The sequence below is a fragment of the Cupriavidus sp. GW823-FHT07B10 genome, from assembly GCF_058794355.1.
Map to the genome: position 1 here is coordinate 423,023 of NZ_JBXAGS010000003.1, position 25,089 is coordinate 448,111.

Sequence of the window (25,089 nt, forward strand, 5' to 3'; positions counted from 1 at the left end):
GGCTCCGCCTTTCCTCGTGCCCGTCGGCACGTCAGCGCACCACTGCCAGGGGCCGCCTGGCCCCGGACTCGCCGCTGGCCGCATCCATCAGCTCGGTGGCAAGGTTCATGCTGAGCTTGCCGCGCGGCTGGCGCGGCGGCCCGTTCTCGTCATGCTGGCGCCACGGCACGATCGCGCCGCGCTCCGGCTTGTCGCGCGCTTGCCGCCCTGGCGTTGACGTGGCGGCACCGGACGGCGTGTCCGGCGATAGCTGCAGTTCTCCCCAGGCCCAGCCAAAGCCGCGCACGTAAACATCATTGCTGACCGCCGCGTGGCTGTCGGCGCTGGCCGCTTCGGGGCGGTCGAACCAGGCATAGCTTGCCGCCGCGGCGCTGGTTGAGAACACCGCCAGCACCGTGGCGGCAAGCATTCCGGCTGTCATGGCGGGTGCCTCCCTGTGGAAAAAACGGTGCCCGCCGGGGGACGGAGCACCAAATCCGCGCGGGCACGCTGGCTCGCGTACCCGCCATCATTCCGTTCGCGGCGCCAGCCTGCCGCGACATCCTGCGTTGCCAATGCTGCCTGCGGTCACGCGCGCCGCTTGCCCGCGTGGCGCCGGAAGGCAGCCCTGGCAACTCCGTGCCTGGCCGTCGCTGCGCAGCCAGCGCCTTGCGCGGCCGGCGTGGCGGGCGGCGTACGCGCCCGCGGATGGGGCAGCAGTGGCGACGACAGCAGGTCCACCACCGACGGCGGCGGACCCGCGAGCCGGTAGGAGCGCCGGCGCGCCGTCATGCGTGATGGCGGATGACGCATGTCTGGGTTTTCTCCTGCATGCAATGGCTGGTTCCATGGGCACGGGCCCATGTGCCCCTGTTTTGCCTGAGCGACAAGTGTGCCAAGGGCCGCAAAGGCTTATGCCACGCGGGTTTGCGGTATGAGGGGCGAGCGCGGGCAGGCCTTGGGGCGCGGTGGCAGACCAATCGGTTTCGCCGCTGCAACGCGCCATGCGCGCGGCGGCGCGCGTGGTGGCCGCGCTGGTGCGGCGCCGGGTGCCCGTTGCGTACGCGGGGTGCGGGATAACGCGCTGCGCTAGGCCCGCAGGCGCGCTCTTGCAACGCGTTGCACGCCTGAAACCGGCGTTGCAGTTGACGCGGCCCGGCAACACCTGCACCGGCCGCCGATAGGTCACGCAGAAACAGGTACGCCCCGGTCAGTGTCCTGCGGTGCCGTCAGCGTGGTTGCCCCGATGCCGGCGCGGCTGGTGTGTCGGGAGGATTGAGCGTGGCGGGCGCGGCCGGGGTGGCGCTGGCCGCCGCGCCGGAAATGGGCTTGGGGCCCGGCTGGCTGCGTTCGCAGCCGGCGCAGCCCAGCATGCCGATGATCAGTAGCACGGCCGCAGGGCGCGTGCGGAGGTTGCAGGTCACGGTGCCTCCTTGCGCCGGCGCGCAGGCACGGGTTGCGCCGGCAGGTGTGCCTGGTCCTACTGTAGCAGGTTGCCTCCCTGCGCCGGCTTGGGGCAGCGCGCAATGCGCAGTATGATGAACGCACGGGCCTTCGCCGCACAGACCGCGCCCCGAAGGCATGCGCAACGCACACGCGATCCGCCTGGCGCATCGCGCCAGCACCTGGCCGTGACCGACAATACCGAACACCAGTCCTCTTCCGCCGGCAGCGCGGCGCCACATCACCGCAGGCATCGCCCGCACTGGCTGCCGGACCGCCATACCGGCGCACGCACCCTGCGCGTGGTCGCTGCCGCCATCAACTCCTGGTTCGCGCATCGGGCGGCCAGCAAAGGGGCGGCGCTCTCCTTCTACATGCTGTTCTCGCTGGCGCCCATCCTGGTGCTGGTGATCTCGATCGCCGGCCTGTTCTTCGGCGCCGAGGCCGCACGCGGCGAGATTTTCTCGCAGCTTGAAGGCCTGGTGGGCGAGCAGGGCGCCACGGCCATCCAGGAAATCCTGGCGGCTACGCACCGCGCTGGCGGCAGCGGCATGGCGGCGCTGGTGGCGACGGGCATCCTGCTCGTGGGCGCCACGAGTGCCTTTGCCGAGCTCAAGAGCAGCCTGGACGACATCTGGCATGTGCCGGTGCCCGAGACGGCGGGCTGGCAGCAATTGCTGCGCACGCGCCTGCTGTCATTCAGCCTGGTGCTGGTGCTGGCCTTCATGCTGCTGGTGTCTCTGATCGTCAATGCGGCGCTGGCCGTGGTTGAGCGCCTGTGGGGCCAGTTGTGGACGCAATCGTGGTTCGCGCCGGTGGCCGATGTGCTTTCCACCGCCTTTTCTTTTGCCGTGGTGACGGCGCTGTTCGCGGTGATCTTCAAGATGCTGCCCAATGCGCGCATTGCCTGGCGCGACGTCACCATGGGCGCGGTCATCACAGCCTTGCTATTCTCGATCGGCAAGCGGCTGATCGGCCTGTACCTGGGCAACAGCGCCGTGGCCTCCTCGTACGGGGCCGCGGGCTCGGTGGTGGCGCTGATGCTATGGGTGTATTACTCGGCACAGATCTTCTTTTTCGGCGCGGAACTGACGCGTCAGTACGCGCTGCAGTTCGGCAGCCTGCGCGGCAAGCCGGCAGAGAAGCTGGCGGAATAACTTGCCGCACCTGGGCGCCACAAACCCGGAGCGGTGCCCAAAACCGGTAAAATAGCGCCCCATTCCCTTCGCGTGCCCGCAGAGCCCGGCCCCGCCATCGCCTGCGGGCGCTGCCGGCCCTGGCCCGGCCGCCCGCCGGGCCATCCAATATTTCCCAGTCAAACTCCGCTGCCGTGAGCTCGCTCGTTTCTGAAATTGCGCGTCGACGCACCTTTGCCATCATCTCCCACCCCGATGCGGGCAAGACCACCCTGACCGAAAAGCTGCTGTGGTTCGGCGGCGCCATCCAGGTCGCGGGCGAAGTGCGCGCGCGCAAGGCCGACCGCCACGCCACCTCGGACTGGATGGAGCTGGAAAAGCAGCGCGGCATCTCGGTGACCTCGTCGGTGATGCAGTTCCCCTACCGCCGGGAGACCGCCGATGGCAAGGCCCAGGAGAACATCGTCAACCTGCTCGACACCCCGGGCCACGAGGACTTCTCTGAAGACACCTACCGCACGCTGACCGCGGTGGACTCCGCGGTAATGGTGATCGACTCGGTCAACGGCGTGGAAGCGCAGACCATCAAGCTGCTCAACGTCTGCCGCCTGCGCGACACGCCCATCCTCACCTTCATCAACAAGCTCGACCGCGAAGGCCGTTCGCCGATCGAGCTGCTTGACGAAATCGAGGAGGTGCTGCAGATCCAGTGCGCGCCGATGACCTGGCCGATCGGCATGGGCAAGGCCTTCCGCGGCGTGTACCACCTGATCAACGACAAGGTGCAGCTGTTCGATCCGCACGGCGAGAAGGGCACGGCCGCGATCCTGGACGGGCTGGACAACCCGGAGCTGGACCGCATCCTGGGCAGCCAGGCCGAAGAGCTGCGCATCGAGATCGAGCTGGTGCGCGGTGCCTCGCACACCTTCGACAAGGACGCGTTCCTCAACGGCAAGCAGACCCCGGTCTACTTTGGTTCGGCCATCAACAACTTCGGCGTGCAGTCGCTGCTGGATGCGCTGTGCGAGCTGTCGCCGCCGCCGCTGGCGCGCAACACGGATTCGCGCGTGGTTGAGCCGCAGGAGCCCAAGTTCACCGGCTTCGTCTTCAAGATCCAGGCCAATATGGACCCGCGCCACCGCGACCGCATCGCCTTCGTGCGCGTGTGCTCGGGCCGTTTCGAGCGCGGCATGAAGCTGCTGCACGTGTCCGCCGGCAAGACCGTGGCGATCAACAACGCCATCACCTTCATGGCGCAGGACCGCAACACCACCGAAGAAGCCTATGCCGGCGACATCATCGGCGTGCCCAACCACGGCACCATCCGCCTGGGCGATGTCTTCACCGAGGGCGAGCCGCTCAAGTTCACCGGCATCCCGTCGTTCGCGCCAGAGTTCTTCCGCCGCGCGCGCCTGAACAACCCGCTCAAGGTCAAGCAGTTGCAGAAGGGCTTGCAGCAGCTGGCCGAGGAGGGCGCCACACAGATGTTCCGCCCGCTTGCTTCTAACGACCTGGTGCTGGGCGCGGTCGGTATCCTGCAGTTCGACGTGGTCGCGCACCGGCTCGAGCACGAGTACGGCGTCGATGCCATTTTCGAATCGCATGAATGCGCGACCGCGCGCTGGCTCAAGGGCACGCCCGCGGAGATCGAGAAGCTGATCGCCAAGGCGGGGCATAACGTGGCGCTCGATGGCGCGGGCGACCATGTCTATCTGGCGCCGAGCATGGTGAACCTGCGCCTGACACAGGAGCGGTTCCCGGAGCTGCAGTTCATGGAGACGCGCGAGATCGTTTGATCGCGTACTAAAGCTGCAAAAGCAAAACGGCTCGCAACTGCGAGCCGTTTTGCTACCTGAGGGGAGCACCCCCTCAGCCTGATTTCGCCTCAATACGCCAGTGACGCCTGGATATAGAACGTCCGCGGCATCCCCACATACTTGCCCGCATTGTTGTCGGTCGAGCGCGTGAAATAGCGCTTGTCGAACACGTTCTTCACCCCAACCGCCACCTTCAGATTCTGCGCCGACTTGCCGAAGTCATAGCCCAGCCGCATGTTCAGCAGCGCATAACCCGGGATATCGCCCAGCGCACCGTTTGCGCTTTCCGCCGTCTGGTAGTTGGTCGACGTGCTCGGATCGCCCGGCGAACGCTGCTTCGACTGCGCGAAGCCATCGACATTGAGTGCCCAGCGGTTGCGCGCATAGCGCATGCCTACGGTGGCCACGTGGCGCGAATAGAACGGCAGGTCGCGCCCGGCGAAGTTGCCCTGGTTGTAGGTGGCTTCGGTGAAGGTGTAGGTGGCGTATGCCGACAGGCCGGCCAGCGACTTGTCGAGCGCGCCGAAGTCATAGCGCAGCGACGATTCCACGCCACGGTGGGTGGTGGCGCCGAGGTTGGTCCACGCGTCCGGCGCGCCGCCGGTGCCGCCGCGCAGTTGCAGCTCGTCGTCGAAATCGATATTGAACAGCGTCAGCTCGCCGCCCCAGCCGTTGGCGTTGAAGTGCGTGCCGACCTCATACGTCTTGGCCTTCTCGGGCGTCAGGCCGTTGGTGGTCTGCGCGATCTGGAAGTACTGCAGCGGGCCGAACGAAACGCCGGCGTTGGCGAACAGCTTCCACTGGTCGCTGACGTGGTACATCACCGCCAGCGACGGCAGCGGCTCGTTGGACGAGACGTCGTTGCGAGCGCCGGTGAAGTTGTCGGTCACATACGATCGGATGAACTCATAGCGCAGGCCCGGCGTGATGGTCCAGCTGCCGACGTTGATGGTGTCGTCGATATAGACCGCATTGGCGGTGGTGCCACCCGTGCGCGACTGGTACACCGGCGAGCGCAGCGTGGTCGGATCGATGGTGCCCGGGGTGTAGAACACCGTGCGCGATGCCTTTTCGTCGCTGGCTTCGCGCAGGAAGCGGTAGCCGACGCTGACCTCGTGGCTCATGCTCTCGCCGCGGAACAGCTGCGAGTAGCGCGGCTCGATCGCGAACGTGTGGTAATTGCGCGGGGCCGCGGCCAGGCGGCGCAGGTTGGCCTGCGTGCCGGTGCCTTGCTGCTCGATGTTGCTGCCGCGGAAGCTGTCGGTGTAGTACGTCAGCACCTCGAACTTGCGGTTATTGTCGTTGTGGCTGTACTTCAGGCTGAAGTCGCTGCGGCGGCCGTCGAAATTGTCGTAGGGCCGCACCGACTGGAACGGGTCGGCCGCATACTGGGCCGAAGTCAGGCCGCCGGGCATGCCGGCCCTGCCCTCGTAGTAGTGGAAGGCCGCGCTCAGTTCATCGGTCTTCGAGATCCGGTACGCGCCCTTGAGCATCAGGTCGTCGATATTGACGTGGTCGTTGCTCTCGCGATAGCCGTTGCCATGGATGCCCGAGTACAGCAGCGCGCCGCCCAGGCCGTTGTCGTTGGTGCCGCCGATGAATGCGGTCGGGTTGGTCTTGACGCTGCCGCCGTGGCTGTAGATGTCGGTCGACACCGACGCATCGGCCACGAAGGTCTTCGGTATCGGGCGCGTCACGAAGTTGATGATGCCGCCCACGTTCTGCGGGCCGTAGCGCACCGAGCCGGCGCCGCGCACCACGTCGATGGTTTCCAGGTTGCCCAGCGACAACGGCGCCATCGACAGCTGCGGCTGGCCGTAGGGCGCCACTGCCAGCGGCACGCCGTCCATCAGGATGGTCGAGCGCGGCGACAGGCGCGAGGTCAGCCCGCGCACGCCCACGTTGAGCGAGACATCGCTGCCGCCGGTGCCGTTGTTCTCCTGCACCTGCACGCCGGGGATGCGACGCAGCACCTCGCGCACGTTGTTGGCGCCGGCTTCCTGGAAGGTCTCGCGGTCGACGATGGTACGCGCGCCGGGATGCTCCAGCACCTTGGCCTCGTTGGCGTTCTCCAGCCAGTTGCCGACCACGGTGACGGCGTTCAGCGTGGCTTCGGGGTTGGCGGCAGGCGCGGGATCAGCGGCGTGGGCCGGCAGGGCGGCAAGCTGGGCGAACAGCAGGGCGGCGCCGATGGCACCCCCGGAAAGGCGGAAAGCGGGCTGCAAGATGGATTCCTGAGAAGCAGCGCGTTCCGCAAGCCAAGGGGAGGGACGTCGTGGGCGGCCGCGCCAATGGGCCGAGATTATAAATGCGAGTGATTCTCAGAAGCGAAACGGCCAGCACCCGCCGCCCGAGATTGTGGTTTATGTGCATCAATGTGCAGACGTCCGGACACCTAAAAGAGGTGAACTACTAATATTTTTTTCGATAGGTGTGCGCGTGTGGGCATCTGTATGCAGGTATTCAGCAGGCGCTTTAGAATCTTGCCTTTGTGCACTGCAATGGCTGTCGTGGCGTCCTCAACGGCACGGCGGCGCTGGGCGGTGCGCAGCCATCTCCGCCTCCCTCCCGCATCCATGTCTTCCCCAGCCACCGTCCAGGCCGCCGCGCCGGACAGCGTCTTCCGCGACGCCGTTTTCCGCCGTTACTGGTTCGCGCGCCTGTGCACCACGATTGGCTACCAGATCTTTACGGTGGCGGTCGGCTGGCAGATGTACGACCTGACCCGCGACCCGCTGATGCTCGGCATGGTCGGGCTGGTGCAGTTCCTGCCGTCGGTGGTGCTGATCCTGATGTCGGGGCACGTGGCCGACCGCTTCGACCGGCGCCGCATCGTGCGCACCTGTCAGGCGATCGAGGCGCTGCTGGCCGCCGGCATGGCCGTGGCCAGCCTGAGCGGCTGGATCGACAGCCATCACATCTTTGTCTTCGTCGCGCTGATCGGCGCCACGCGCGCGTTCGAGACCCCCACGCTGCAGGCGCTGCTGCCCAGCGTGGTGACGCCGCGCCAGCTGCCGCGCGCGGTGGCGCTGGCCAGCTCCGCCGGGCAGGCCGCCATCATCATCGGCCCGGCAATTGGTGGCTTTGCCTACGTGGCCGGGCCGGGCGTGGTCTATGGGCTGAGTGCCACGCTCTTTGCCATTGCCGCCGTGCTGGTCAGCGGCATCACGCTGCGCCAGGCCGCGCAGCGCCTGACCGCGCCGGTCAGCGTGCGCACCGTGTTTGCCGGGTTTGCCTATATCCGCAGCCGCCCGGTGCTGCTGGGCGCGATTTCGCTGGACCTGTTCGCGGTGCTGCTGGGCGGCGCCGTGGCGCTGCTGCCGATCTACGCGCGCGACATCCTGCACACCGGGCCGTGGGGCCTGGGGCTGCTGCGTTCGTCGCCGGCAGTCGGCGCGCTGGTAATGGCGCTGTGGCTGGCGCGCCGTCCGCTGAACCGGCGCGCCGGGCGCATCATGTTCGGCGCGGTGGCGCTGTTCGGGGTGGCTACCGTGGTGTTCGGCGTATCGACCTGGCTGCCGTTGTCGATGGTGGCGCTGGTGGTGCTGGGGGCGTCGGACATGATCAGCGTGGTGGTGCGCTCCACGCTGGTCCAGCTCGACACCCCGGACGACATGCGCGGGCGCGTGGGCGCGGTCAATTCGGTGTTTATCGGCGCCTCGAACCAGTTGGGCGAGTTCGAGTCCGGCGTCACCGCGGCATTGCTGGGCCCGGTGGGCGCGGTGATCCTGGGCGGCGTCGGCACGCTGCTGGTGGTGGCGCTGTGGATGCGGCTCTTTCCTGCGCTGGCCGCGCGCGACCGGCTGCACGATCATCCGGCCTGACCCATTGCCGGGGCAGGGAGCGTACCCGTTTCTGCGTCCCTGTCGATGCCCGGATGGCGGTATCGCCGACCCCTATTCGCCAACTTTCGTCGCTGAAAGTTGTGCCGCACAGCCGGCCCGCCGCGCCGAGCCTGGCCTGGCTGCCCCTGGTTCCTCCCTCGCTCGGATTTTTCTGATCCGCCGCCAGCCTTGATTGCACAAGGGCTGGCGCGCCTGCACGCAACCGCGTGACGCAATCGCCGGAAACCAAATCCCGCCTTGCTTGTCCCCTTCACTGTATTGCTGTGCCGGCATTGTCGGTGATCGTCCGACATCGCGCTGGCAACGTGCGGCAAGTTGTCAAGCGGGAAATTCCCCGCCAGGCGCCTGGGGGCGATCTGGCAGCCCGCTGCCGCACGCAGAAACGGGTACGCAGCACCGCCTGTCTCCTCCATAACAACCGCAAACGGAGCCGCTCCCATGGACCTGAACTTCATCGATGCGAACAAGCTGGAGGCGGGCTGGACTTACCTGGTCCAGTTCGCCATCAACCAGGGAATGAACTGCCTGGCAGCCATCCTGATCCTGATGGCCGGCTGGTGGCTGTCGGCCCGCGTGGCCCGGGGCGCCCGGCGCGCGCTCAGCGGCACGCACGTGGACGAGACCATGCGCCCGCTGCTGGCCAACGCGCTGCAATGGATGGTGCGCGTGCTGACCATCGTGCTGGTGCTGTCGCAGTTCGGGGTGCAGACCGCCAGCATCATCGCCATGCTGGGCGCCGCGGGCCTGGCCATCGGGCTGGCACTGCAGGGCACGCTGCAGAACATTGCCGCCGGCATCATGCTGGTGCTGCTGCGGCCGTTCCGCGTCGGCCAGTACATCGATGCGCAGGGGGTGGCCGGCACCGTGCGCGAGACCGGCCTCTTCATGACCGAGCTGACCACCTTCGATGGTGTCTGCCTGCGCGTGCCAAACGGCAAGCTGTGGGGAAGCGCCATCACCAACTACAGCGAGAACGCCACGCGGCGCGCAGACATCGAGGCCACGGTGACCTTCGACAGCGATGTGCAGCGCAGCCTGGAAGCGCTGCGCGCGATGCTCGCGCGCGAGCCGCGCCTGCTGGCCGAACCCAGGCCCGAGACCATGGTGGTCAACTACACGCAGCAGGGCATCACGCTGAACGTGCGCTACTGGACCTCGAATGACGACTACTGGAACGTGCGTTTCGCGTTCTACGAGCGCATCAAGCATGTGCTGGAACAAGCCGGCAGCAAGCTGGCGGTGCCGATCCAGGAATTGCACGTGCCGGGCGCCGCCTCGGTGCCGGGTGCGGTGAAGGTGGCCGACAGCGCGCCATCGGCGAGCGCGCCGCACCCGGCCGGCGCGGCGCCGCGCCAGCCGGTGCAGCACCTGGGCTAGCCGAGCACGGGTGCGTTGTTGTTGTCGTCGTCCTCGTCCGAAAACAGCGTGCAGGCGCCGCTTTCCGCGGTGCTGACATGGCGGCGGAAGGTGGCGAACAGGTCGCGGCCCACGCCGTGGCGATTGGCGCTGAGGTCCGGACGGGCAGGCGCGCGCGCCTGCCATTCGTCATCCGGCACCAGCACCTCGAGCACGCCCGCGGGCGCATCCACGCGCATCATGTCGCCGCTGCGCACGCGCCCGATCGCGCCCCCGCGCAGCGCCTCGGGGCAGACGTGAATAGCCGCCGGCACCTTGCCCGACGCGCCCGACATGCGCCCGTCGGTCACCAGCGCCACATGGAAGCCGCGGTCCTGCAGCACCGTCAGCGTGGGCGTGAGCTTGTGCAGCTCGGGCATGCCGCACGAGGCCGGGCCCTGCCACGGTAGCACCGCAACGAAGTCTCGCTCCAGCTCGCCGCGCTTGAATGCGTGCAGCACATCGTCCTGATGCTCGAACACCATCGCCGGTGCCTCCACCACCTGGTGCTCGGCCTTGACCGCAGAGGTCTTGATCACCGCGCGGCCCAGCCTGCCGTCCAGCACCTTGATGCCGCCGTCCGGCGCAAAGGGCGCGTCGGCGGCGCGCACGATGCTGTCGTCGAGCGGCGCGGCCGGGCCGTCGATCCAGGTCAGCTTGCCGTCGCGCAGCACGGGTTCGCGCGTGTAGTCCTGCAGCCCGCGGCCGACGATGGTGGTCACGTCGTCATGCACCAGGCCCAGCGACAGCAGCCCGCGGATCACCACGGGCAGCCCGCCTGCGGCCTGGAACTGGTTCACGTCGGCCTTGCCGTTCGGGTACACGCGCGCCAGCAGCGGCACCACGGCCGAGAGCTCGTCAAAGTCGTCCCAGCCCAGCACGATGCCGGCCACGCGCGCCATCGCGATCAGGTGCAGCGTGTGGTTGGTGGAGCCGCCGGTGGCCAGCAGCCCGACGATGCCGTTGACGAAGGCGCGCTCGTCCAGCACCTCGGCCACCGGCGTATAGCGCTCGCCGCCGTGCACCAGCTTCAGCGCCTGGCGCGCGGCCTCGCGCGTGAGCGCCTCGCGCAGCGGAGTGTTGGGGTTGACGAAGGCCGTGCCCGGCAGGTGCAGGCCCATCATCTCCATCAGCATCTGGTTGGAATTGGCGGTGCCGTAGAAGGTGCAGGTGCCGGGGCCGTGGTAGGAGCGGGTCTCGGCCTCGAGCAGTTCCTTGCGGCCGATCTTGCCTTCGGCGTAGAGCTGGCGCGTGTGCGCCTTTTCGTCGTTGCTGATGCCGGTGGTCATCGGCCCGCCCGGCACGAACACGGCCGGCAGGTGGCCGAACGACAGCGCGCCCATCACCAGCCCGGGCACGATCTTGTCGCACACGCCCAGGTACAGCGCGGCATCGAACATCTGATGCGACAGCGCCACCGCCGTGGCCAGCGCAATCACATCGCGCGAGAACAGCGACAGGTCCATGCCGTCCTGGCCCTGCGTGACGCCGTCGCACATCGCGGGCGTGCCGCCGGCAAACTGCGCGGTGCCGCCGGCCTCGAGCGCCGCTTCCTTGAGCCACTGAGGGAAAGCCGCCAGCGGCTGGTGCGCCGACAGCATGTCGTTGTAGGCCGAGACGATCGCCAGGTTGGGCCGCTCGTCGGCCTTCAGCCGGATCTTCGCGGCGTCCGGCATGGCAGCCACCGCATGGGCCAGGTTGGTACAGGAAAGCTGCGCGCGTTCGACCTTCTGCCCGGCCATGGCGTGGGTGCGGTCAAGGTACGCCTGGCGCGAGGCGGCGCTGCGGGAGACGATGCGGGCGGTGACCCGCTCGAGCACTGGATGACGTGGCATGGGGTTCTCCTGCGGGGGAGCTTTCAGCCTAGCGCACTTTGCCGCGTACCGCACGATCCACTGCGCAGCACACGCAGAAACGGGTACGCTTCGCGCTCCGGTCATGCCTTTGCCAAGCAAGTGCCGCGGCCTGCGCCTCGCCAAGCGCTGGCGAGTCACGTAAACTGGCCACAACGCGCGCCTTCCATGGCGGGTCCTCAAATCGCTAAAGGAGTCCAGGGTGAGCATGCCTGATTTCGACATGGTGCTGTTCGGCGGCACCGGCGACCTGGCGCGGCGCAAGCTGCTGCCGTCCCTGTTCGATGCCCACCACGCCGGCCTGCTGCATCCGGCCGCACGCATCCTCGCCACCGGCAGCCAGCCGCTCTCGACCGCGGACTACCTCGCCTCGCTGGAGCAGACCGTGCGCCCCGGGCTAGCCCATGCGCCGCCCGAGTCATGGGACAAGTTCTGCGCGCGCATTGTCTACGTGCAGGCCGATGCACGCGTGCCCGCGCATTTCGATGCGCTCGCGGAGCAGGTGCTGGCACGCAAGCCTGAAGTGGTGGTGTGCTATCTCGCCACCGCGCCGCACCTGTTCGTGTCGATCTGCGAGCAGCTGGCACGCACCGGCCTGAACACGCGCCAGGCGCCCAACGTGCGCATCGTGCTGGAAAAACCGCTGGGGCATGACCTCGAATCCAACGAGGCAATCAACTCGGCAGTGGCGAAGTTCTTCGCCGAAGAGCAGATCTACCGCATCGATCATTACCTCGGCAAGGAGTCGGTGCAGAACCTGATGGCGATCCGCTTCGGCAACGCGCTGTTCGAGCCGCTGTGGCGGCGCGAGTGGGTGCAGGACGTGCAGATCACCATCGCCGAAGAACTCGGCGTGGAAACGCGCGGCGACTTCTACGACCGCACCGGCGCGCTGCGCGACATGGTGCAGAACCACTTGCTGCAGCTCTTGTGCATGGTGGCAATGGAGCCGCCGGCCAGCCTCAGCGAAGATGCCATCCGCGACGAGAAGATCAAGATCCTGAAGGCGCTCAAGCCGATCACGCCGCAGGACGTGGCCGAGAAGACCGTGCGCGGCCAGTACCGCTCCGGTGCCATCGGCGGCAAGCCGGTGCCGGGCTACCTGGAAGAAGCGGGCATCGCGCCCGACAGCCACACCGAGACCTTTGTCGCGATCAAGGCCGAGATCGCCAACTGGCGCTGGGAAGGCGTGCCGTTCTACCTGCGCACCGGCAAGCGCATGCAGTCCCGCGTGGCCGAGATCGTGATCCATTTCCGCGACGTGCCGCACGCGATCTTCCCGCGGCCGCTGACGCTGTCGCCGCAGAACCGGCTGGTGATCCAGCTGCAACCGGAAGAGAGCATCCGCCTGTACTGCCTGGTCAAGCAGCCTGGCGACACGCTGGAGCTGACGCCGACCTCGCTCGACCTGGACTTTGCCAACTCGTTCAAGGTGCGCCGCGCCGGCGCCTACGAACGGCTGCTGCTCGACGTGATCCGCGGCCGGCTGGGCCTGTTCGTGCGCCGTGATGAACAAGTGCAGGCCTGGCGCTGGGTCGAACCCATCATCGACACCTGGGAGGCCAGCACCGTGCCGCCCAAGCCCTATACCGCCGGCACCTGGGGACCGGCCGCGTCGTCGGCGCTGATGTCGCGCGACGGCGGGCTGTGGCACGAGGAAGCCTGAGCCATGCGCGCGCAGAATCGCAAAGGAAACCATCATGCGCGTGTTTGAACATCCCACCCCGATGGACCAGGCGGAGGCGCTGGCCATCTCCATCGGCAATGCGCTGGAGCTGGCCATCCGCGTCAAGGGCTGGGCGGTGCTGGCGGTCTCGGGCGGACGCTCGCCGGTGGCGCTGTTCGAGCGGCTGCGCCACCGGCAAGTACGCTGGGAAGCGGTGACCATCACGCTGGTCGACGAGCGCGTGGTGCCGCCCGAGCACGCGGACAGCAACGCCGCCCTGGTGCGCGCGCACCTGCTGCGCGAGGCCGCTGCCAGCGCCGCCTTCGTACCGCTGATTGCCGATGCGCAGGACGCTGCCGCGCCGGCACAGGCGGTGGCGCGCGCCAACAGCGCATTCCGCCAGCCAGACGTGGTGGTGCTGGGCATGGGCGAGGACGGCCATACCGCCTCGCTGTTCCCGGATGCGCCCGAACTGCAGGGCGCGCTGAGCGAGCCGCAGCCCGGCTACGTGATCACGCGCCCGTCAGCCGCGCCGCATGCCCGCATCACGCTCAACCTGGCGGCGCTGCTGGCCACCGAGCGCGTGTTCCTGTCAGTGTCGGGCGCGGCCAAGGCCGAGGTGCTCGAACGCGCGCTGCAGGGCCCTGTGCCGTCGTTGCCGGTCAGCCTGGTGCTGTCACGGCACCGGCGCGGGCTTGACGTGTTCAAGACCTGACAGACTGATTCCCAAGCGGAGCGCTACCCGACACCATGGCCACCACTGCATCCTCCTGCGCTGACTTCCCCCGCCTGCTCGGCGATGTGGGCGGCACCAACGTGCGCTTTGCACTGGAAACCGCACCAATGCGGATCGGCCCGGTGACCGCGCTGAAGGTGGCCGATTTCCCGTCACTCGAAGCAGCCCTGCGCCAATACCTCGACGGACTTGCCGCGTCGGGCAAGCCGGTGCCGCGCCACGCGGCGATCGGCCTGGCCAACCCGGTGACCGGCGACCAGGTCCGGCTCACCAACCACAACTGGTCGTTCTCGATCGACGGCATGCGGCGCGCGCTCGGGCTGCAGACGCTGGTGGCCATCAACGACTTCACCGCGCTGGCGCTGGCCCTGCCGTACCTGCCTGCCGACGGGCTGGTGCCCGTGCGTGCCGGCACCGCGGTGCGCACCGCGCCGCTCGCGCTGGTCGGGCCGGGCACCGGGCTGGGCGTTTCCGGCCTGGTGCCGGCGCCGGGCGGAGCAGCCGTGGCGCTGGCCGGCGAAGGCGGCCATATCGAGCTGATGCCCGACACTGACGACGAATGGATCGCCTGGCGCGCCGCCCATCGCAACGTTGGCCGGGTGTCGGCGGAGCGGCTCCTGTGCGGCAGCGGCCTGTCGCATATCCATGCCGCGCTGGCCGCAGAAACGGGTACGCTTTTGCTCGCGCCGCTGTTGCCGGAGCAGGTCACCACCGGCGCCTTCGAGCGCCACGACCCGCTGTGCCAGCGCGCCATGGCGGTGTTCTTCGGCCTGCTCGGCTCGGTTGCGGCCGACATCGCCCTGGTGCTGGGCGCACGTGGCGGGGTCTACCTGGGCGGCGGCATCCTGCCACGCTTCGTGCCTGCGCTGCAGGCCTCGGCCTTCGCCGAGCGCTTTGTCGCCAAGGGCCGCATGCGCGGCTGGCTGGAGGCCGTGCCGGTCCACGTCATCACCGCCAGCCACCCCGCGCTGCCGGGACTGGCGCGCGCACTGGCCGAGCAGCTCGACGGCCGCGGCCGGAACGCATAGCCATGCGCGTGCTGCTGGTGGAAGACGACGCCATGATCGGCGACAGCGTCAAGCTGGCGCTGCGCCAGGAAGGCTTTACCGTCGACTGGGTGCGCGATGGCGACGCGGGCCTGGCCGCGGCCAGCACCGCGCAGCACGGCCAGGCGTGCTATGACCTGATCCTGCTCGACCTCGGCCTGCCGCGGCGCCCGGGCCTCGACGTGCTGCGCAGCTTGCGCGCGCGCGGCGTGCCGACGCCGGTGCTGATCCTGACCGCGCGCGATGCCGTCGCGGATCGTGTCGCGGGGCTCAATGCCGGCGCCGATGATTACCTGGTCAAGCCCTTTGACCTGCAGGAACTGGCGGCGCGCATGCACGCGCTGGCGCGCCGTGCCGCCGGCCGGGCGGAACCGCTGGTCAGCTACGGCGACATCGTGCTCAACCCCACTACCCGCGAGGCCACCCACCGCGGCGAGCCGGTGCGCCTGTCGGCGCGCGAGTTCGCGCTGCTGGCCGCGCTGATGGCGCGGCCCGGCAAGGTCTGGTCGGTGCCGCAGCTGCAGGAGCGGCTGTACGGCTGGGACGATGAAGTCGGCAGCAATACCGTCGAGGTCTATATCCACGCGCTGCGTAAGAAGTTCGGCGCGGCGCTGATCCGCAATATCCGCGGCGTGGGCTATGTGGTGCCGCGCCTCGATGGGGATGCAGCATCCGCGGGCGAAGGAGACACCCCCTGATGCGCTCCATCCAGCGAACCCTGCTGTGGTGGCTGGCCGCGGGCCTGCTTGCCGGCATCGCCATCGCCACGGCGCTGATCTACGGGCAGGCGCGGCAGGAAGCCAATGCGCTGTTCGACTACCAGATGAAGCAGATGGCCGCGGCATTGCCCAGCCAGTTCGCCAACCCGGTGGCGCCGCCTTTTCTGGGCGCGCCCGGCGACCTGACGCACGCCGACGAGGATGTGGTCATCCACATCTGGGACGGCTCCGGCCGCAGCCTGTACCTGTCGCATTCGCACCCGGCGCTGCCCGCGCGTGCGGAGCTGGGCTTTTCCAACGTGACCACGCAGCAGGGCGAATGGCGCCTGTACAGCATGCAGCTTGGGCCAACCGTGGTGCAGATCGCGCAGCCGATGAGCGCCCGGCGCACGCTGGCCGCGCGCATGGCGCTGCGCACCGTGGCGCCGCTGCTGTTGCTGCTGCCGTTGCTGGGCTGGCTGGTGTGGATGGCAGTGGGGCGCGGCCTGCGCCCGCTGCGCGAAATCGCCACCGAGGTGCGCGCGCGCGACGCCAACACGCTGGCGCCGCTGGCCGTGCGCCAGATGCCGGACGAGATCGCGCCGCTGAGCGCGGCGCTGAACCAGCTGCTGGCGCGGCTCTCGCACGCCATCGACACCCAGCGCGCCTTCGTCGCCGACGCCGCGCACGCCCTGCGCACGCCGCTGGCAGCGCTGCAGCTGCAGGCACAGCTGGTGGAGCGCGCCGACAACGGCGCAGCGCGTGACGAAGCCATCGGCAAGCTGCGCCAGGGGCTGGAGCGGCTGACCCACCTGGTCACCCAGCTGTTGACGCTGGCACGGCAGGAGCCGGGCGCAGCCATGCCCCGGCACGAACCGGTGGAGCTGCACCAACTGGCCGCAAGCGTGGTCGCGGACATGGCGCAGGCAGCGCTGGATCGCAATATCGACCTTGGGCTGGACGGCAGCAAGGACACATCGCCGGCGGTGGTGCGTGGGGATGTGGATGCGTTGCGCATCCTGCTGACCAACCTGCTGGATAACGCGCTGGCTTATATCCCTGCCGGAAGCCGTATCGATGTGCTGGTGGGTCGCAGCGCCGAAGGACGCGCGGTTGAGCTGGTTGTCAGCGACAACGGGCCGGGAATCCCGGCTGAAGAGCGGGCGCGCGTGTTTGATCGCTTCTATCGGGTGGCGGACGCGCCGACCGGCGGGAGCGGGTTGGGGCTGGCCATCGTGGCGGAGATCGCCCAGTCGCATGGGGCGCGGGTGGTGCTGGAGGATGCGGGGCCGGGGTTGCGGGTTAGGGTGGTGTTTGGGGCCGGCTAGGTCTTAGCTGCTGGTTGGGCTGTTGTCGGCGTACCATTGACCAATGCAAAACCTTCCTCCTCACCCCACCGGCGTCAACAACCCCTCCCCCGCAAAATGCCGCCGCACATTCTCCAGGAACTGCGTCACGGACGCCGTGATGGCCTCCGGCGACCAGCCGGCCACATGCGGCGTCAGCACGACGTTAGGACAGTCGAACAACACCACCGGCGGCGCCGGCTCGCTCTCATAGACATCCAGCCCCGCACCCCCTAGCTTGCCGGCGCGCAGCGCTGACGCCAGCGCCTCGGTATCCACCACGCTGCCGCGCGCGATATTGACGAGGAACCCGGCCGGCCCCAGCGCCGTCAGCACGCTTGCATCGACAAGGTGCCGCGTACCCGCCCCGCCCGGCGTGGCGATCACCAGGTAGTCCGCCCACGCGGCCAGCGCACCGATGCTGTCGAAGTACCGGTACCCCGCGTCCTCGCGCGGCTTGCGGTTGTGATAGCCGATCTCGAGGTCGAAGCCTTCGCCGCGCCGGGCAATACGCCGGCCGATGGTGCCCAGCCCGACGATCCCCAGCCGCTTGCCCGAGACATTGGGCCGCAGCGGCAGCGCGGTGCGCCAAGTGCCGGCGCGCGTGACCGCGTCCAGTTGCGGCACGGCGCGCACGGTCGCCAGCAGCAGCGCAAAGGCATGGTCGGCCACGCAGCTGTCGTTGGTGCCGGCGCCGTTGGCCACGGCGATGCCGCGCGCGCGGGCGTGGGCCACGGCGATGTTCTCGAAGCCCGCGCCCAGCGCGCACACCAGTTCCAGTGCCGGCATCGCGTCGATCTCCGCCGCGGTCAGGCCGGTGGAGCCGATGGTCAGTACCGCGCGGATGCGTTCGCCCTGCGTGGCGATCTGCGCGGCGCGGCCTTCGGCGTCTGGCGCGTAGAGGATCTCGAATCGTTCGGCAATGGCGTCGCGGTGGTGGGTGGCGACCTGGGTCAGGATCAGCAGCGTGGGCTTCATGGCGGGGACAGCGAGCAGGCGGTGGAGTCGGAGAATGGTGACATTGTGTTGGATGCACCCGGAGTCCGTCACGCGGATAGCGGACAGACGTCACATTCTAGCGCTGCGGCGCCGGGCTCGCCGAAGGCGAGAGCACGCGCGGAGGCACGCAGAAACGGGTACGCTTTGGCTGCGGCAGCGGGGTTTGCGACCGGTCTTGCAGAATGGGATATGCCTATAAACAAGGGTCGAACGCGTTTCCCGAAGGGCCGGCGGCGCCGTTCTGCCGGTCCCGGCGAGGCACGCAGAAACGGGTACGCTTTGCGGCCACGACCCCTCGCGGCCATGCCGGCACAACACCATTGCGTATCATGCGTGTTCCCTTCCTCACACGTGAAAGAACGGCATGCGCGCAATCGGCAACTTCCTCTGGTTCATCCTTGGCGGCGTGGTGATGGGCCTGGCCTGGTGGCTGGCCGGGCTGCTGGCCTTTATCTCGATCATCGGGATCCCCTGGGGCAAGGCCTGCTTCGTGATCGGCACTTTCGCCTTCTTCCCGTTCGGCAAGCAGGCCATCAGCCGGCGCGAGCTGAGCGGGCGCGACGATGTCGGCACCGGCGCGCTGGGGCTGGTCGGCAATGTGCTGTGGTTTGTCTTTGCCGGCGTGTGGCTGGCCATCGGCCACGTGATGGCGGCGGTCGCCAATTTCGTGACCATCATCGGCATCCCGTTCGCGATCCAGCACCTGAAGCTGGCTGGCATTGCGCTGGCGCCGATCGGCCAGACCGTGGTCACCAATGAAGTGGCCGACGCAGCGCGCCGCGATGGCGCACGCGTGCAGGTGGACGACCTGCGCCGCTGAAGGATCAGGCGCCGGCGTCTTCGGCGCCGTCTTCGTCCTGCTGGCCGGCGTGCGCGACCAGCCGGTCGAGCAGGCTGCCCAGCAGCGCCTGTTCGGCGTCGCTCAGGCAGCCGAAGATCTCCGCATTGCGCCTGGCGATCATCGCGATCGCCTGCCGGTACAGCGGCTTGCCCTGTGCAGTCAGTGACAGCACCACGCCGCGCCCGTCGGCCTCGCTGGCTTCCTTGCTGACCAGCCCGCGCGCCACCAGCGCCTGTGCCGAGCGGCTGGCCTGGCCCTTGGTCAGGTTGGCGCCCTGCGCCAGCTGGTTGACCGACAGCGGCGCAAACGCGCCGATCGCCGCCAGGCAGCGGCCCTCGCTGAGCGGCAGACCGCATTGCTCCAGGTAGGCGGCGGCGCTGTCCTTGTCGCTGAGCTTGTTGACCTGGTGCAGGCGGTAGGTCAGGAACTGGTCGAGGCGTGGCAGTGGCTTCATGGCGTGTCCTTGTCAGGCGTCGGCATTCTAGCGTCCTGTACTCCCTATTGCTGGCTGCGAGCCTCGGCTTCGTCGATCAGCGCCAGCACCGGCGCCAGCGCTTCCTGCCGGCTCATCAGGCCCAGGCACACCATTGCCAATAGGAGCGGGGAGCGTGCTTCGCCGGCACGGCCCATGGCCTCGCACAGGCGGGTGTAGGCGAGGTCGAGGTCTTCAGCTTGCATGGCGGGCTCCGGTTTGCATCAGGGGGGCGAGGGTGGCGCGCACGGCGTCCCATGACGGTTCGCGCCAGCGTGCCAGGACATAGCCGTCGGGGCGGATGAGGTAGAGCGTGCCGGGTCGTGCGCCGTAGCGGGCGTGGGCCTGGCCGGCGACGTCGGCCAGCGCCGTGGCGCCGGCCACGTTGCCGCCGGTGACCACCACGTGTGTCTGCACGGCGTCCGGATGCGCATTCGCGAACGCGGCCAGTGGCTCGGGCAGCGTGGGCGCATCGCTGAAGTACAGCAACGTGAACCGTTGCCCGAAGCATTGCGTGAGGTGCACGACCTCGTCGGGGCCTGCCACGCGCATTTCCGGCGCGGGCAGGCCGGGCGCGGCGCCAGGACAGTCGTCGCCAAAGTCGCTGGGACCGTTCAGCGCCGAATCCGTATAGGCAATCGGTGCCGACTGCCGCGGATTGATCAGTGACCGCACCGCGGGCTCATGCTGCGCCAGACGCAGCGTGGCCTCGCGCATCAGCCGGAAGGCAAAGTCGGGCGGTGCCATGAACTCGGTGCTCTTGGCGCCGTAGGCGATGTTCTGCCGCGTGGCATGCACGCGTTCGGTCGAATAGGAATCGAGCAGGCTGTCGGGCGCCTGGCCGCGCAGCACCCACGCCAGCTTCCAGGCCAGGTTGCCGGCATCGTCCAGCCCGGAGTTGAGCCCGCGCACGCCAAAGATCGGCACCAGGTGCGCGGCGTCGCCGGCAAACAGCACGCGGCCGTGGCGGTAGTCCTGCAAGGTCAGGCACTTGGCGTTGTAGATGGAGATCCACAACGGCCGCCACGGCTCGGTCTCGCCGATCATGTCGAGGTGGCTCTGCACGCGCGGCAGCACGTTCTCCGGCTTGACGGCTTCGTCAGGGTCTTCGTCGTCGCGGATCTGGTAGTCGATGCGCCAGACGTCGTCAGGCTGGCGGTGCATCAGGATGGTCGATCCGGGGTTGGAAGGCGGGTCGAACCAGGCCAGCCGCTCCACCTCGCGCCGCGTCTTCTGCACGATATCGACGATCACGTAGCGGCCTTCGTACTGGGTGCCCTTCATGCGCAGCCCCAGTTGCTCGCGCACGGTGCTGCGCCCGCCGTCGCAGGCCACCAGCCATTGCGCGTCGACCTGCACCACGCCTGCGCCTGTCTGGATCTCGGCCACGACGCCGCTGCCGTGCTGGCGTACTGCTTGCACGCGCGCGCCGAAGCGCACATCCGCTGGCGCAGCGCCGTGCAGCGCGGCGTCGTGGGCGAAGGCCTCCACGTAGTACTGCTGGATATTGACCATCGGCGCGAAGCGCTCGCCGGGCTCGCTGGGCATGCGGAAATGCAGCACCTCGGCATCGCGGTAGTAGCTGCGCCCGCCCACCCACGGCAGGCCGGTTTCGACGGTGGCGCGGTCCGCGCCCACCCAGCCGAGGATCTCCAGCGAACGCCGCGCCATGCAGATGGCCCGGCTGCCGGCGCAGTAGCCGTCGTCGGCTTCCACCACCAGCGCGGCTATGCCCTGGCGCGCCAGCAGCGCGGCCAGCGTCAGGCCGACCGGGCCGCCGCCGGCAATCAGTACCGGCACGCGCTGCGGCCATGGGCGCGATGACGAGGGCGGCGGTGCCGGCGGCACTGCGGCGTGGGGTGCGGTGGAGTCTGGCATGGTGGGGTCGTAGTATCTCTGCGATGTAGTTGTGTGCGCAACTATATCGACCAGATGGTTGCGCACGAAACTAGTGTTAACCCGGCCGGGAAACGGCCATCCGGCGAAAGTCGGGAACAAGTCGCACATCGCCGCAGACCGGCCTTGGCCTATGCTTCGCAAGAGGCACACTACTTCAGCCCGCCCGCTGCGCCATGCCCACGCTCCCGACCGATGCCGCACCCCGCGCCACCAGGCTGCCTTCGCCGGGCAGCTGGCAGTACCACGTGCTGCTGGGCGCGGCAGGCATGCTGGTGCTGGGCCCGCTGGGCGGCATCGCTGCCGCGTATATGAATTTCTCGCTGGGCTTCTTCGTCGGCGGGCAGGTGCTGGCGGGCATCCTCGGCTCGGTGGTGACGGCGGGCTATGGCGCGCCCGGGCGCCACGGCGCCAACTACATCCAGACCGCGGCGGCGTCGGTGGCGGGCATGGGCGGCATGGCCGTGGTGCTGCAGGCGATGGCGTGGCTGGGCATGGCGCAGCCGCCGCTGTGGCAGCTGGTGCTGTACATGCTGTGCATCGGCATGTTCGGGGTGGGTGTGGGCATGCTGTACACGCCATTGCTGGTGGACCGGATGCAGCTGACCTTTCCGTCGGGGCTGGCCGTGGCCAATATCCTGCGCGCGCTGACCGATCCGGCGCTGCTGCGGCGTTCGGTGGCGCGGCTCGGGGGCGGCATGGCACTGGGCCTGGGCTGCGGCCTGGGCGCCGCGCGCATGCCGTGGCTGGCGGCGCTGGACCTGTCGGCCGCGACCTTCGGCGCCGGGATGATCGTCGGCGCGCGCGTGGGCATTGCCGCGCTGGTGGGCGGGCTGGCCGGCTGGGCCATGACCCCGTGGTTTGTTGCCGCGGGCTGGATGGCGCCTGGCGAGCCCTATCGCAAGGCCACCTTCCTGGTGGCCCTGGGCATGATCATGGGGGCGGCTGCGGTCGATGTGGCCTTGCTGCTGGCGCAGGCGTGCCGCCAGTGGCGCGCGCGCCGCCACCCTGCGCCGCGGCGCGGGCCGGGCATGGGCTGGGTGGCGGCCTGGGCGCTGCTGTGGGGCGCGGCCACGGTGGCGGCGGGCGTGGCATGGTTCGGCCAGCCGTTGGGTTTCCAGTTGATGGCCGTGCTGCTGGTGCTGGTGTTTGCGCTGGTCAACGGCATCTCGGTCGGCATGGTCGACCAGAACCCGATCTCGTCGGCCTTCGTGCTGTCCGTGATCCTGATGGCCGCCGCCGGGCTGCGCGCGCCCCATGTCGGGCTGATCGCCGCCACGGTCTTGCTGGTGGCCACGGCCGAGGCGAGCGACATGCAGCAGGACCGCTCCACCGGCTGGCGCCTGGGCAGCGACCGCATGGTGCAGTTCGGCTACCAGGTGGCGGGCATCGTCGTGGGTGCGCTGGTTGCGGTGGCGATGGCACGGCTGTTCATGCATGCCTACCCGGTGCTGGCGCTGGACCAGACCAGCCTGCCGGCCGACCAGCAGCCGGCGCGCTGGACCTCGGCCATGACATACAAGATCGTGGGCGTGCTGCACGGGCTGACGCAAAGCCGTGCCGGCCAGCATGTGGCAGTGGCAACGGGCCTCGCGCTCGGCCTGGCTACCGCGGTATTGCGCAAGGCCATCCTCGGCCGGCAGGCGTGGCAGCGCTTCGCGCAAGCCAGCCGGCGCGGGCGGGTGGCGGATTTCCTGCTCGATGCGGTGATCCTGCCTTCGCCCTATGCGTCATCTTTCGGTGGCTTCGTCAACCTGGCGGCGGCCGGGTGGATGGCGGCCGGCGGCGTGGTGGCGAGCGTGGCCGCCGCCGTGGCCAGGCCCGCAAGGCCGGCCCGGGGTTTGCCGCAGGATATGAGCACGGCATCGCTGGTCGGTGGCGGCCTGATCGCGGGCGATGCGCTGGCGGCGCTGGCCATCGGCGTGGCGGGCCTGTTATCCGCCACATTGGGTTGAGGCCGGCTGCGATTGTCAAATTATACTGACGCTTCTGTCCAAGTTTCAGTGGATTGTCAAATCCCGCGACCAGCGTACCATAGGCGGCCAGACTGACGCACTGGCTTGACCCGGAGAATCATCATGGCCCTTGACCAAGAATCCTTTGCCCTGCTGCGCGCCTCGGTGCAGCGCTTCATCGACGAACGCCTGAAGCCCGCCGAAGACACGCTGGAGGAAACCGACGACGTGCCCGCCGAGATCGTCGCGGACATGAAGGAGATGGGCCTGTTCGGCATCTCCATCCCCGAGAACTACGGCGGCATCGGCCTGTCGATGTCGCAGGAATGCGATGTGGTCTACGACCTGGGCCATACCGCCTTAGCCTTCCGCTCGGTGTTCGGCACCAACGTCGGCATCGGCTCGCAAGGCATCCTGATGGATGGCACCGAGGAACAGAAGCAGCAGTACCTGCCGCGCATCGCCAGCGGCGAGCTGATCATCTCGTTCGCGCTGACCGAGCCCAATGCGGGTTCCGACGCGGCCTCGCTGCAGACCAAGGCGGAGCTGGATGGCGACCACTATGTCATCAACGGCACCAAGCGCTTCATCACCAACGCACCGCGCGCCGGCGCCTTCACGCTGATGGCGCGCACCGGCGGCGCGGGCGCTTCGGGCATCTCGTCCTTCATCGTGCCGGCCGACACCCCGGGCATCTCGCTGGGCAAGCCGGACAAGAAGATGGGCCAGCGCGGCACCAAGACCTGCGACGTGGTGCTTGAGAACGTGCGCGTGCCGGCCGCCAATATCATCGGCGGCGTGCCGGGCGTGGGCTTCAAGACCGCGATGAAGGTGCTCGACCGCGGCCGCCTGCATATCTCGGCGCTGGCCTGCGGCATGGCGCATCGCCTGATCACCGACGCTGTGGCCTATGCCAGGGAGCGCAAGCAGTTCGGCAAGCCCATCGGCGACTTCCAGCTGATCCAGGCGATGCTGGCCGACAGCCAGGCCGAGCTCTACGCCGGCCTGTCGATGGTGCGCGACTGCGCCCAGCGCTACGACGCCAAGCCCGCCGGCAAGAGCGATCCGGAGGTCAGCATGCTGGCCTCGTGCACCAAGATGTTCTGTACCGAGATGGTGGGCCGCGTGGCCGACCGCGCGGTGCAGATCCATGGCGGCGCCGGCTATATCGCCGAGTACAAGGCCGAGCGCTTCTACCGCGACGTGCGCCTGCTGCGCCTGTATGAAGGCACCACGCAGATCCAGCAGCTGATCATCGCCAAGCAACTGCTGCGCGACTGACCAGGTAAACGCCCCGCGCGGCAGGAGTCGACATGAACACGATGCAGTTACGCGGGCCGGACAGCCCGCTGCAGGCAGGGCATGATGGCGATGCGCCGCACCGGCTGCGCGCCGTGGTGGCAACCTATCGTCCCACGCTGCAGGCCTATACGCTGGCGGTTTCGCCGGCCGAGCTGATGGCGCTCTGCGCGCTGCCGGCAGAGATGGCGGGCGGTGTGGGCGGCACCTGCGATCCACGCGCGCACGCGCACCTGGCGCGCTTGCGTGGCGAGGTCCAGGCCAGCGGCATTGCGTTGCCGGGTGCAATCGTGGTCGCGGTCAGCGGCGGCAGCCTGCAATGCGAGTCTGACCACCTCTACACGCTGTCGCTGCATCCGCGCCGTGGTGACCGGCTGATCGTGCTGGACGGCTATGAGCGGCTGCTCGCGCTTGCGCATGGCGAACGGCGGCAATGCAAGACGCTGGTGTCGGCGGTGCTGTGGCGCGCCGCGCTGGATGTTGCCGCGACGGTGCCGGCGGCGGAGGCCGCCAACGAAACGATCGACGCGGCCGTAGCGCAGTCGTCGTGCGCGGCGCGTTGGGCCAACGCCACGCGGGTGTGGCATTGACCGGGGCATCGGGCACGAAGAACGTGCTCAGCGCAATATGACGGAAGCCGCCTGCATGGCGGCTTTTTCTCTTCTAG

Annotated in this window: 22 protein-coding genes; 13 read left to right on the top strand and 9 right to left on the bottom strand. The window is 68.6% G+C overall.

The window, feature by feature from the left end; translation table 11 throughout:
* Positions 1–31 precede the first annotated feature (31 nt).
* From AC1Q6V_RS09700 to AC1Q6V_RS09710, 3 genes are all read right to left on the bottom strand, one after another.
* Positions 32–421, bottom strand: coding sequence for a hypothetical protein (locus AC1Q6V_RS09700; RefSeq protein ID WP_058697706.1), 390 nt, complete (start codon positions 419–421; stop codon positions 32–34).
* Positions 422–567: 146 nt separating this feature from the next.
* Positions 568–792 (bottom strand): hypothetical protein, encoded by a 225-nt coding sequence (locus AC1Q6V_RS09705; RefSeq protein ID WP_231881471.1) that lies wholly within the window; start codon positions 790–792, stop codon positions 568–570.
* A gap of 416 nt (positions 793–1,208) precedes the next feature.
* Positions 1,209–1,403, bottom strand: coding sequence for a hypothetical protein (locus AC1Q6V_RS09710; protein ID WP_010811154.1), 195 nt, complete (start codon positions 1,401–1,403; stop codon positions 1,209–1,211).
* Between the two features lie 102 nt (positions 1,404–1,505).
* Between AC1Q6V_RS09710 and AC1Q6V_RS09715 the strand changes: the two genes are divergently transcribed.
* Both AC1Q6V_RS09715 and AC1Q6V_RS09720 read left to right on the top strand, forming a co-directional pair.
* Complete coding sequence (locus tag AC1Q6V_RS09715) at positions 1,506–2,579, top strand: YihY/virulence factor BrkB family protein (protein ID WP_011617967.1); 1,074 nt, start codon at positions 1,506–1,508, stop codon at positions 2,577–2,579.
* 173 nt (positions 2,580–2,752) lie between these two features.
* Positions 2,753–4,354, top strand: coding sequence for a peptide chain release factor 3 (locus tag AC1Q6V_RS09720; protein ID WP_010811156.1), 1,602 nt, complete (start codon positions 2,753–2,755; stop codon positions 4,352–4,354).
* Between the two features lie 89 nt (positions 4,355–4,443).
* Here AC1Q6V_RS09720 and AC1Q6V_RS09725 read toward each other — a convergent pair whose 3' ends face one another.
* Entirely contained in the window at positions 4,444–6,600 is a 2,157-nt protein-coding gene (locus AC1Q6V_RS09725; protein ID WP_010811157.1) for a TonB-dependent receptor family protein, read from the bottom strand.
* Between the two features lie 351 nt (positions 6,601–6,951).
* On the opposite strand from AC1Q6V_RS09725, the gene AC1Q6V_RS09730 reads away from it, so the two are divergent.
* Positions 6,952–8,199, top strand: coding sequence for an MFS transporter (locus AC1Q6V_RS09730; RefSeq protein ID WP_454750614.1), 1,248 nt, complete (start codon positions 6,952–6,954; stop codon positions 8,197–8,199).
* Positions 8,200–8,658: 459 nt separating this feature from the next.
* Positions 8,659–9,597 carry a mechanosensitive ion channel family protein gene (locus tag AC1Q6V_RS09735; RefSeq protein WP_058697703.1) on the top strand — a complete coding sequence of 313 codons (939 nt, stop codon included), beginning with the start codon at positions 8,659–8,661 and terminating at the stop codon, positions 9,595–9,597.
* Here the strand turns inward: AC1Q6V_RS09735 and edd are convergent.
* Positions 9,594–11,450, bottom strand: a complete 1,857-nt coding sequence (gene edd, locus AC1Q6V_RS09740; RefSeq protein ID WP_058697702.1) for a phosphogluconate dehydratase — start codon at positions 11,448–11,450, stop codon at positions 9,594–9,596. The genes AC1Q6V_RS09735 and edd overlap by 4 nt on opposite strands.
* A 226-nt stretch (positions 11,451–11,676) precedes the next feature.
* Between edd and zwf the strand changes: the two genes are divergently transcribed.
* From zwf to AC1Q6V_RS09765, 5 genes are read left to right on the top strand one after another with little or no spacing between them, the layout of a single operon-like run.
* Entirely contained in the window at positions 11,677–13,134 is a 1,458-nt protein-coding gene (gene zwf, locus AC1Q6V_RS09745; RefSeq protein ID WP_037025017.1) for a glucose-6-phosphate dehydrogenase, read from the top strand.
* A gap of 34 nt (positions 13,135–13,168) precedes the next feature.
* Positions 13,169–13,849 carry a 6-phosphogluconolactonase gene (gene pgl, locus AC1Q6V_RS09750; RefSeq protein WP_454750613.1) on the top strand — a complete coding sequence of 227 codons (681 nt, stop codon included), beginning with the start codon at positions 13,169–13,171 and terminating at the stop codon, positions 13,847–13,849.
* Positions 13,850–13,884: 35 nt separating this feature from the next.
* On the top strand, positions 13,885–14,898 hold the full coding sequence (gene glk / locus AC1Q6V_RS09755; RefSeq protein WP_439672230.1) for a glucokinase: 1,014 nt from the start codon (positions 13,885–13,887) through the stop codon (positions 14,896–14,898).
* Positions 14,899–14,900: 2 nt separating this feature from the next.
* Positions 14,901–15,614 carry a response regulator transcription factor gene (locus AC1Q6V_RS09760; RefSeq protein ID WP_454750612.1) on the top strand — a complete coding sequence of 238 codons (714 nt, stop codon included), beginning with the start codon at positions 14,901–14,903 and terminating at the stop codon, positions 15,612–15,614.
* On the top strand, positions 15,614–16,942 hold the full coding sequence (locus AC1Q6V_RS09765; protein WP_010811165.1) for a sensor histidine kinase: 1,329 nt from the start codon (positions 15,614–15,616) through the stop codon (positions 16,940–16,942). Before AC1Q6V_RS09760 ends, AC1Q6V_RS09765 begins: the two co-directional genes overlap by 1 nt.
* Positions 16,943–17,002: 60 nt before the next feature.
* Here AC1Q6V_RS09765 and AC1Q6V_RS09770 read toward each other — a convergent pair whose 3' ends face one another.
* On the bottom strand, positions 17,003–17,938 hold the full coding sequence (locus tag AC1Q6V_RS09770; protein WP_010811166.1) for a 2-hydroxyacid dehydrogenase: 936 nt from the start codon (positions 17,936–17,938) through the stop codon (positions 17,003–17,005).
* Positions 17,939–18,323: 385 nt separating this feature from the next.
* Here AC1Q6V_RS09770 and AC1Q6V_RS09775 point away from each other — a divergent pair, with 385 nt between their 5' ends.
* Positions 18,324–18,779: a YccF domain-containing protein gene (locus tag AC1Q6V_RS09775; RefSeq protein ID WP_058697700.1), complete on the top strand. Its 456-nt coding sequence runs from the start codon at positions 18,324–18,326 to the stop codon at positions 18,777–18,779.
* A gap of 4 nt (positions 18,780–18,783) precedes the next feature.
* On the opposite strand, the gene AC1Q6V_RS09780 is transcribed toward AC1Q6V_RS09775, so the two are convergent.
* Genes AC1Q6V_RS09780 through AC1Q6V_RS09790 form a run of 3 tightly spaced genes read right to left on the bottom strand, consistent with a single transcriptional unit; the run spans position 18,784 to position 21,150 of the window.
* Positions 18,784–19,254 carry a MarR family winged helix-turn-helix transcriptional regulator gene (locus AC1Q6V_RS09780; RefSeq protein WP_454750611.1) on the bottom strand — a complete coding sequence of 157 codons (471 nt, stop codon included), beginning with the start codon at positions 19,252–19,254 and terminating at the stop codon, positions 18,784–18,786.
* Positions 19,255–19,298: 44 nt separating this feature from the next.
* Positions 19,299–19,478, bottom strand: coding sequence for a hypothetical protein (locus AC1Q6V_RS09785; protein ID WP_010811169.1), 180 nt, complete (start codon positions 19,476–19,478; stop codon positions 19,299–19,301).
* Positions 19,468–21,150, bottom strand: coding sequence for an FAD-dependent oxidoreductase (locus tag AC1Q6V_RS09790; RefSeq protein ID WP_454750610.1), 1,683 nt, complete (start codon positions 21,148–21,150; stop codon positions 19,468–19,470). Before AC1Q6V_RS09790 ends, AC1Q6V_RS09785 begins: the two co-directional genes overlap by 11 nt.
* Positions 21,151–21,344: 194 nt before the next feature.
* Between AC1Q6V_RS09790 and AC1Q6V_RS09795 the strand changes: the two genes are divergently transcribed.
* From AC1Q6V_RS09795 to AC1Q6V_RS09805, 3 genes are all read left to right on the top strand, one after another.
* On the top strand, positions 21,345–23,123 hold the full coding sequence (locus AC1Q6V_RS09795; protein WP_454750609.1) for an OPT/YSL family transporter: 1,779 nt from the start codon (positions 21,345–21,347) through the stop codon (positions 23,121–23,123).
* Positions 23,124–23,246: 123 nt separating this feature from the next.
* Positions 23,247–24,404: an acyl-CoA dehydrogenase family protein gene (locus AC1Q6V_RS09800; RefSeq protein ID WP_454750608.1), complete on the top strand. Its 1,158-nt coding sequence runs from the start codon at positions 23,247–23,249 to the stop codon at positions 24,402–24,404.
* Between the two features lie 32 nt (positions 24,405–24,436).
* Positions 24,437–25,012, top strand: a complete 576-nt coding sequence (locus AC1Q6V_RS09805; protein ID WP_010811173.1) for a hypothetical protein — start codon at positions 24,437–24,439, stop codon at positions 25,010–25,012.
* Positions 25,013–25,089: the final 77 nt, after the last annotated feature.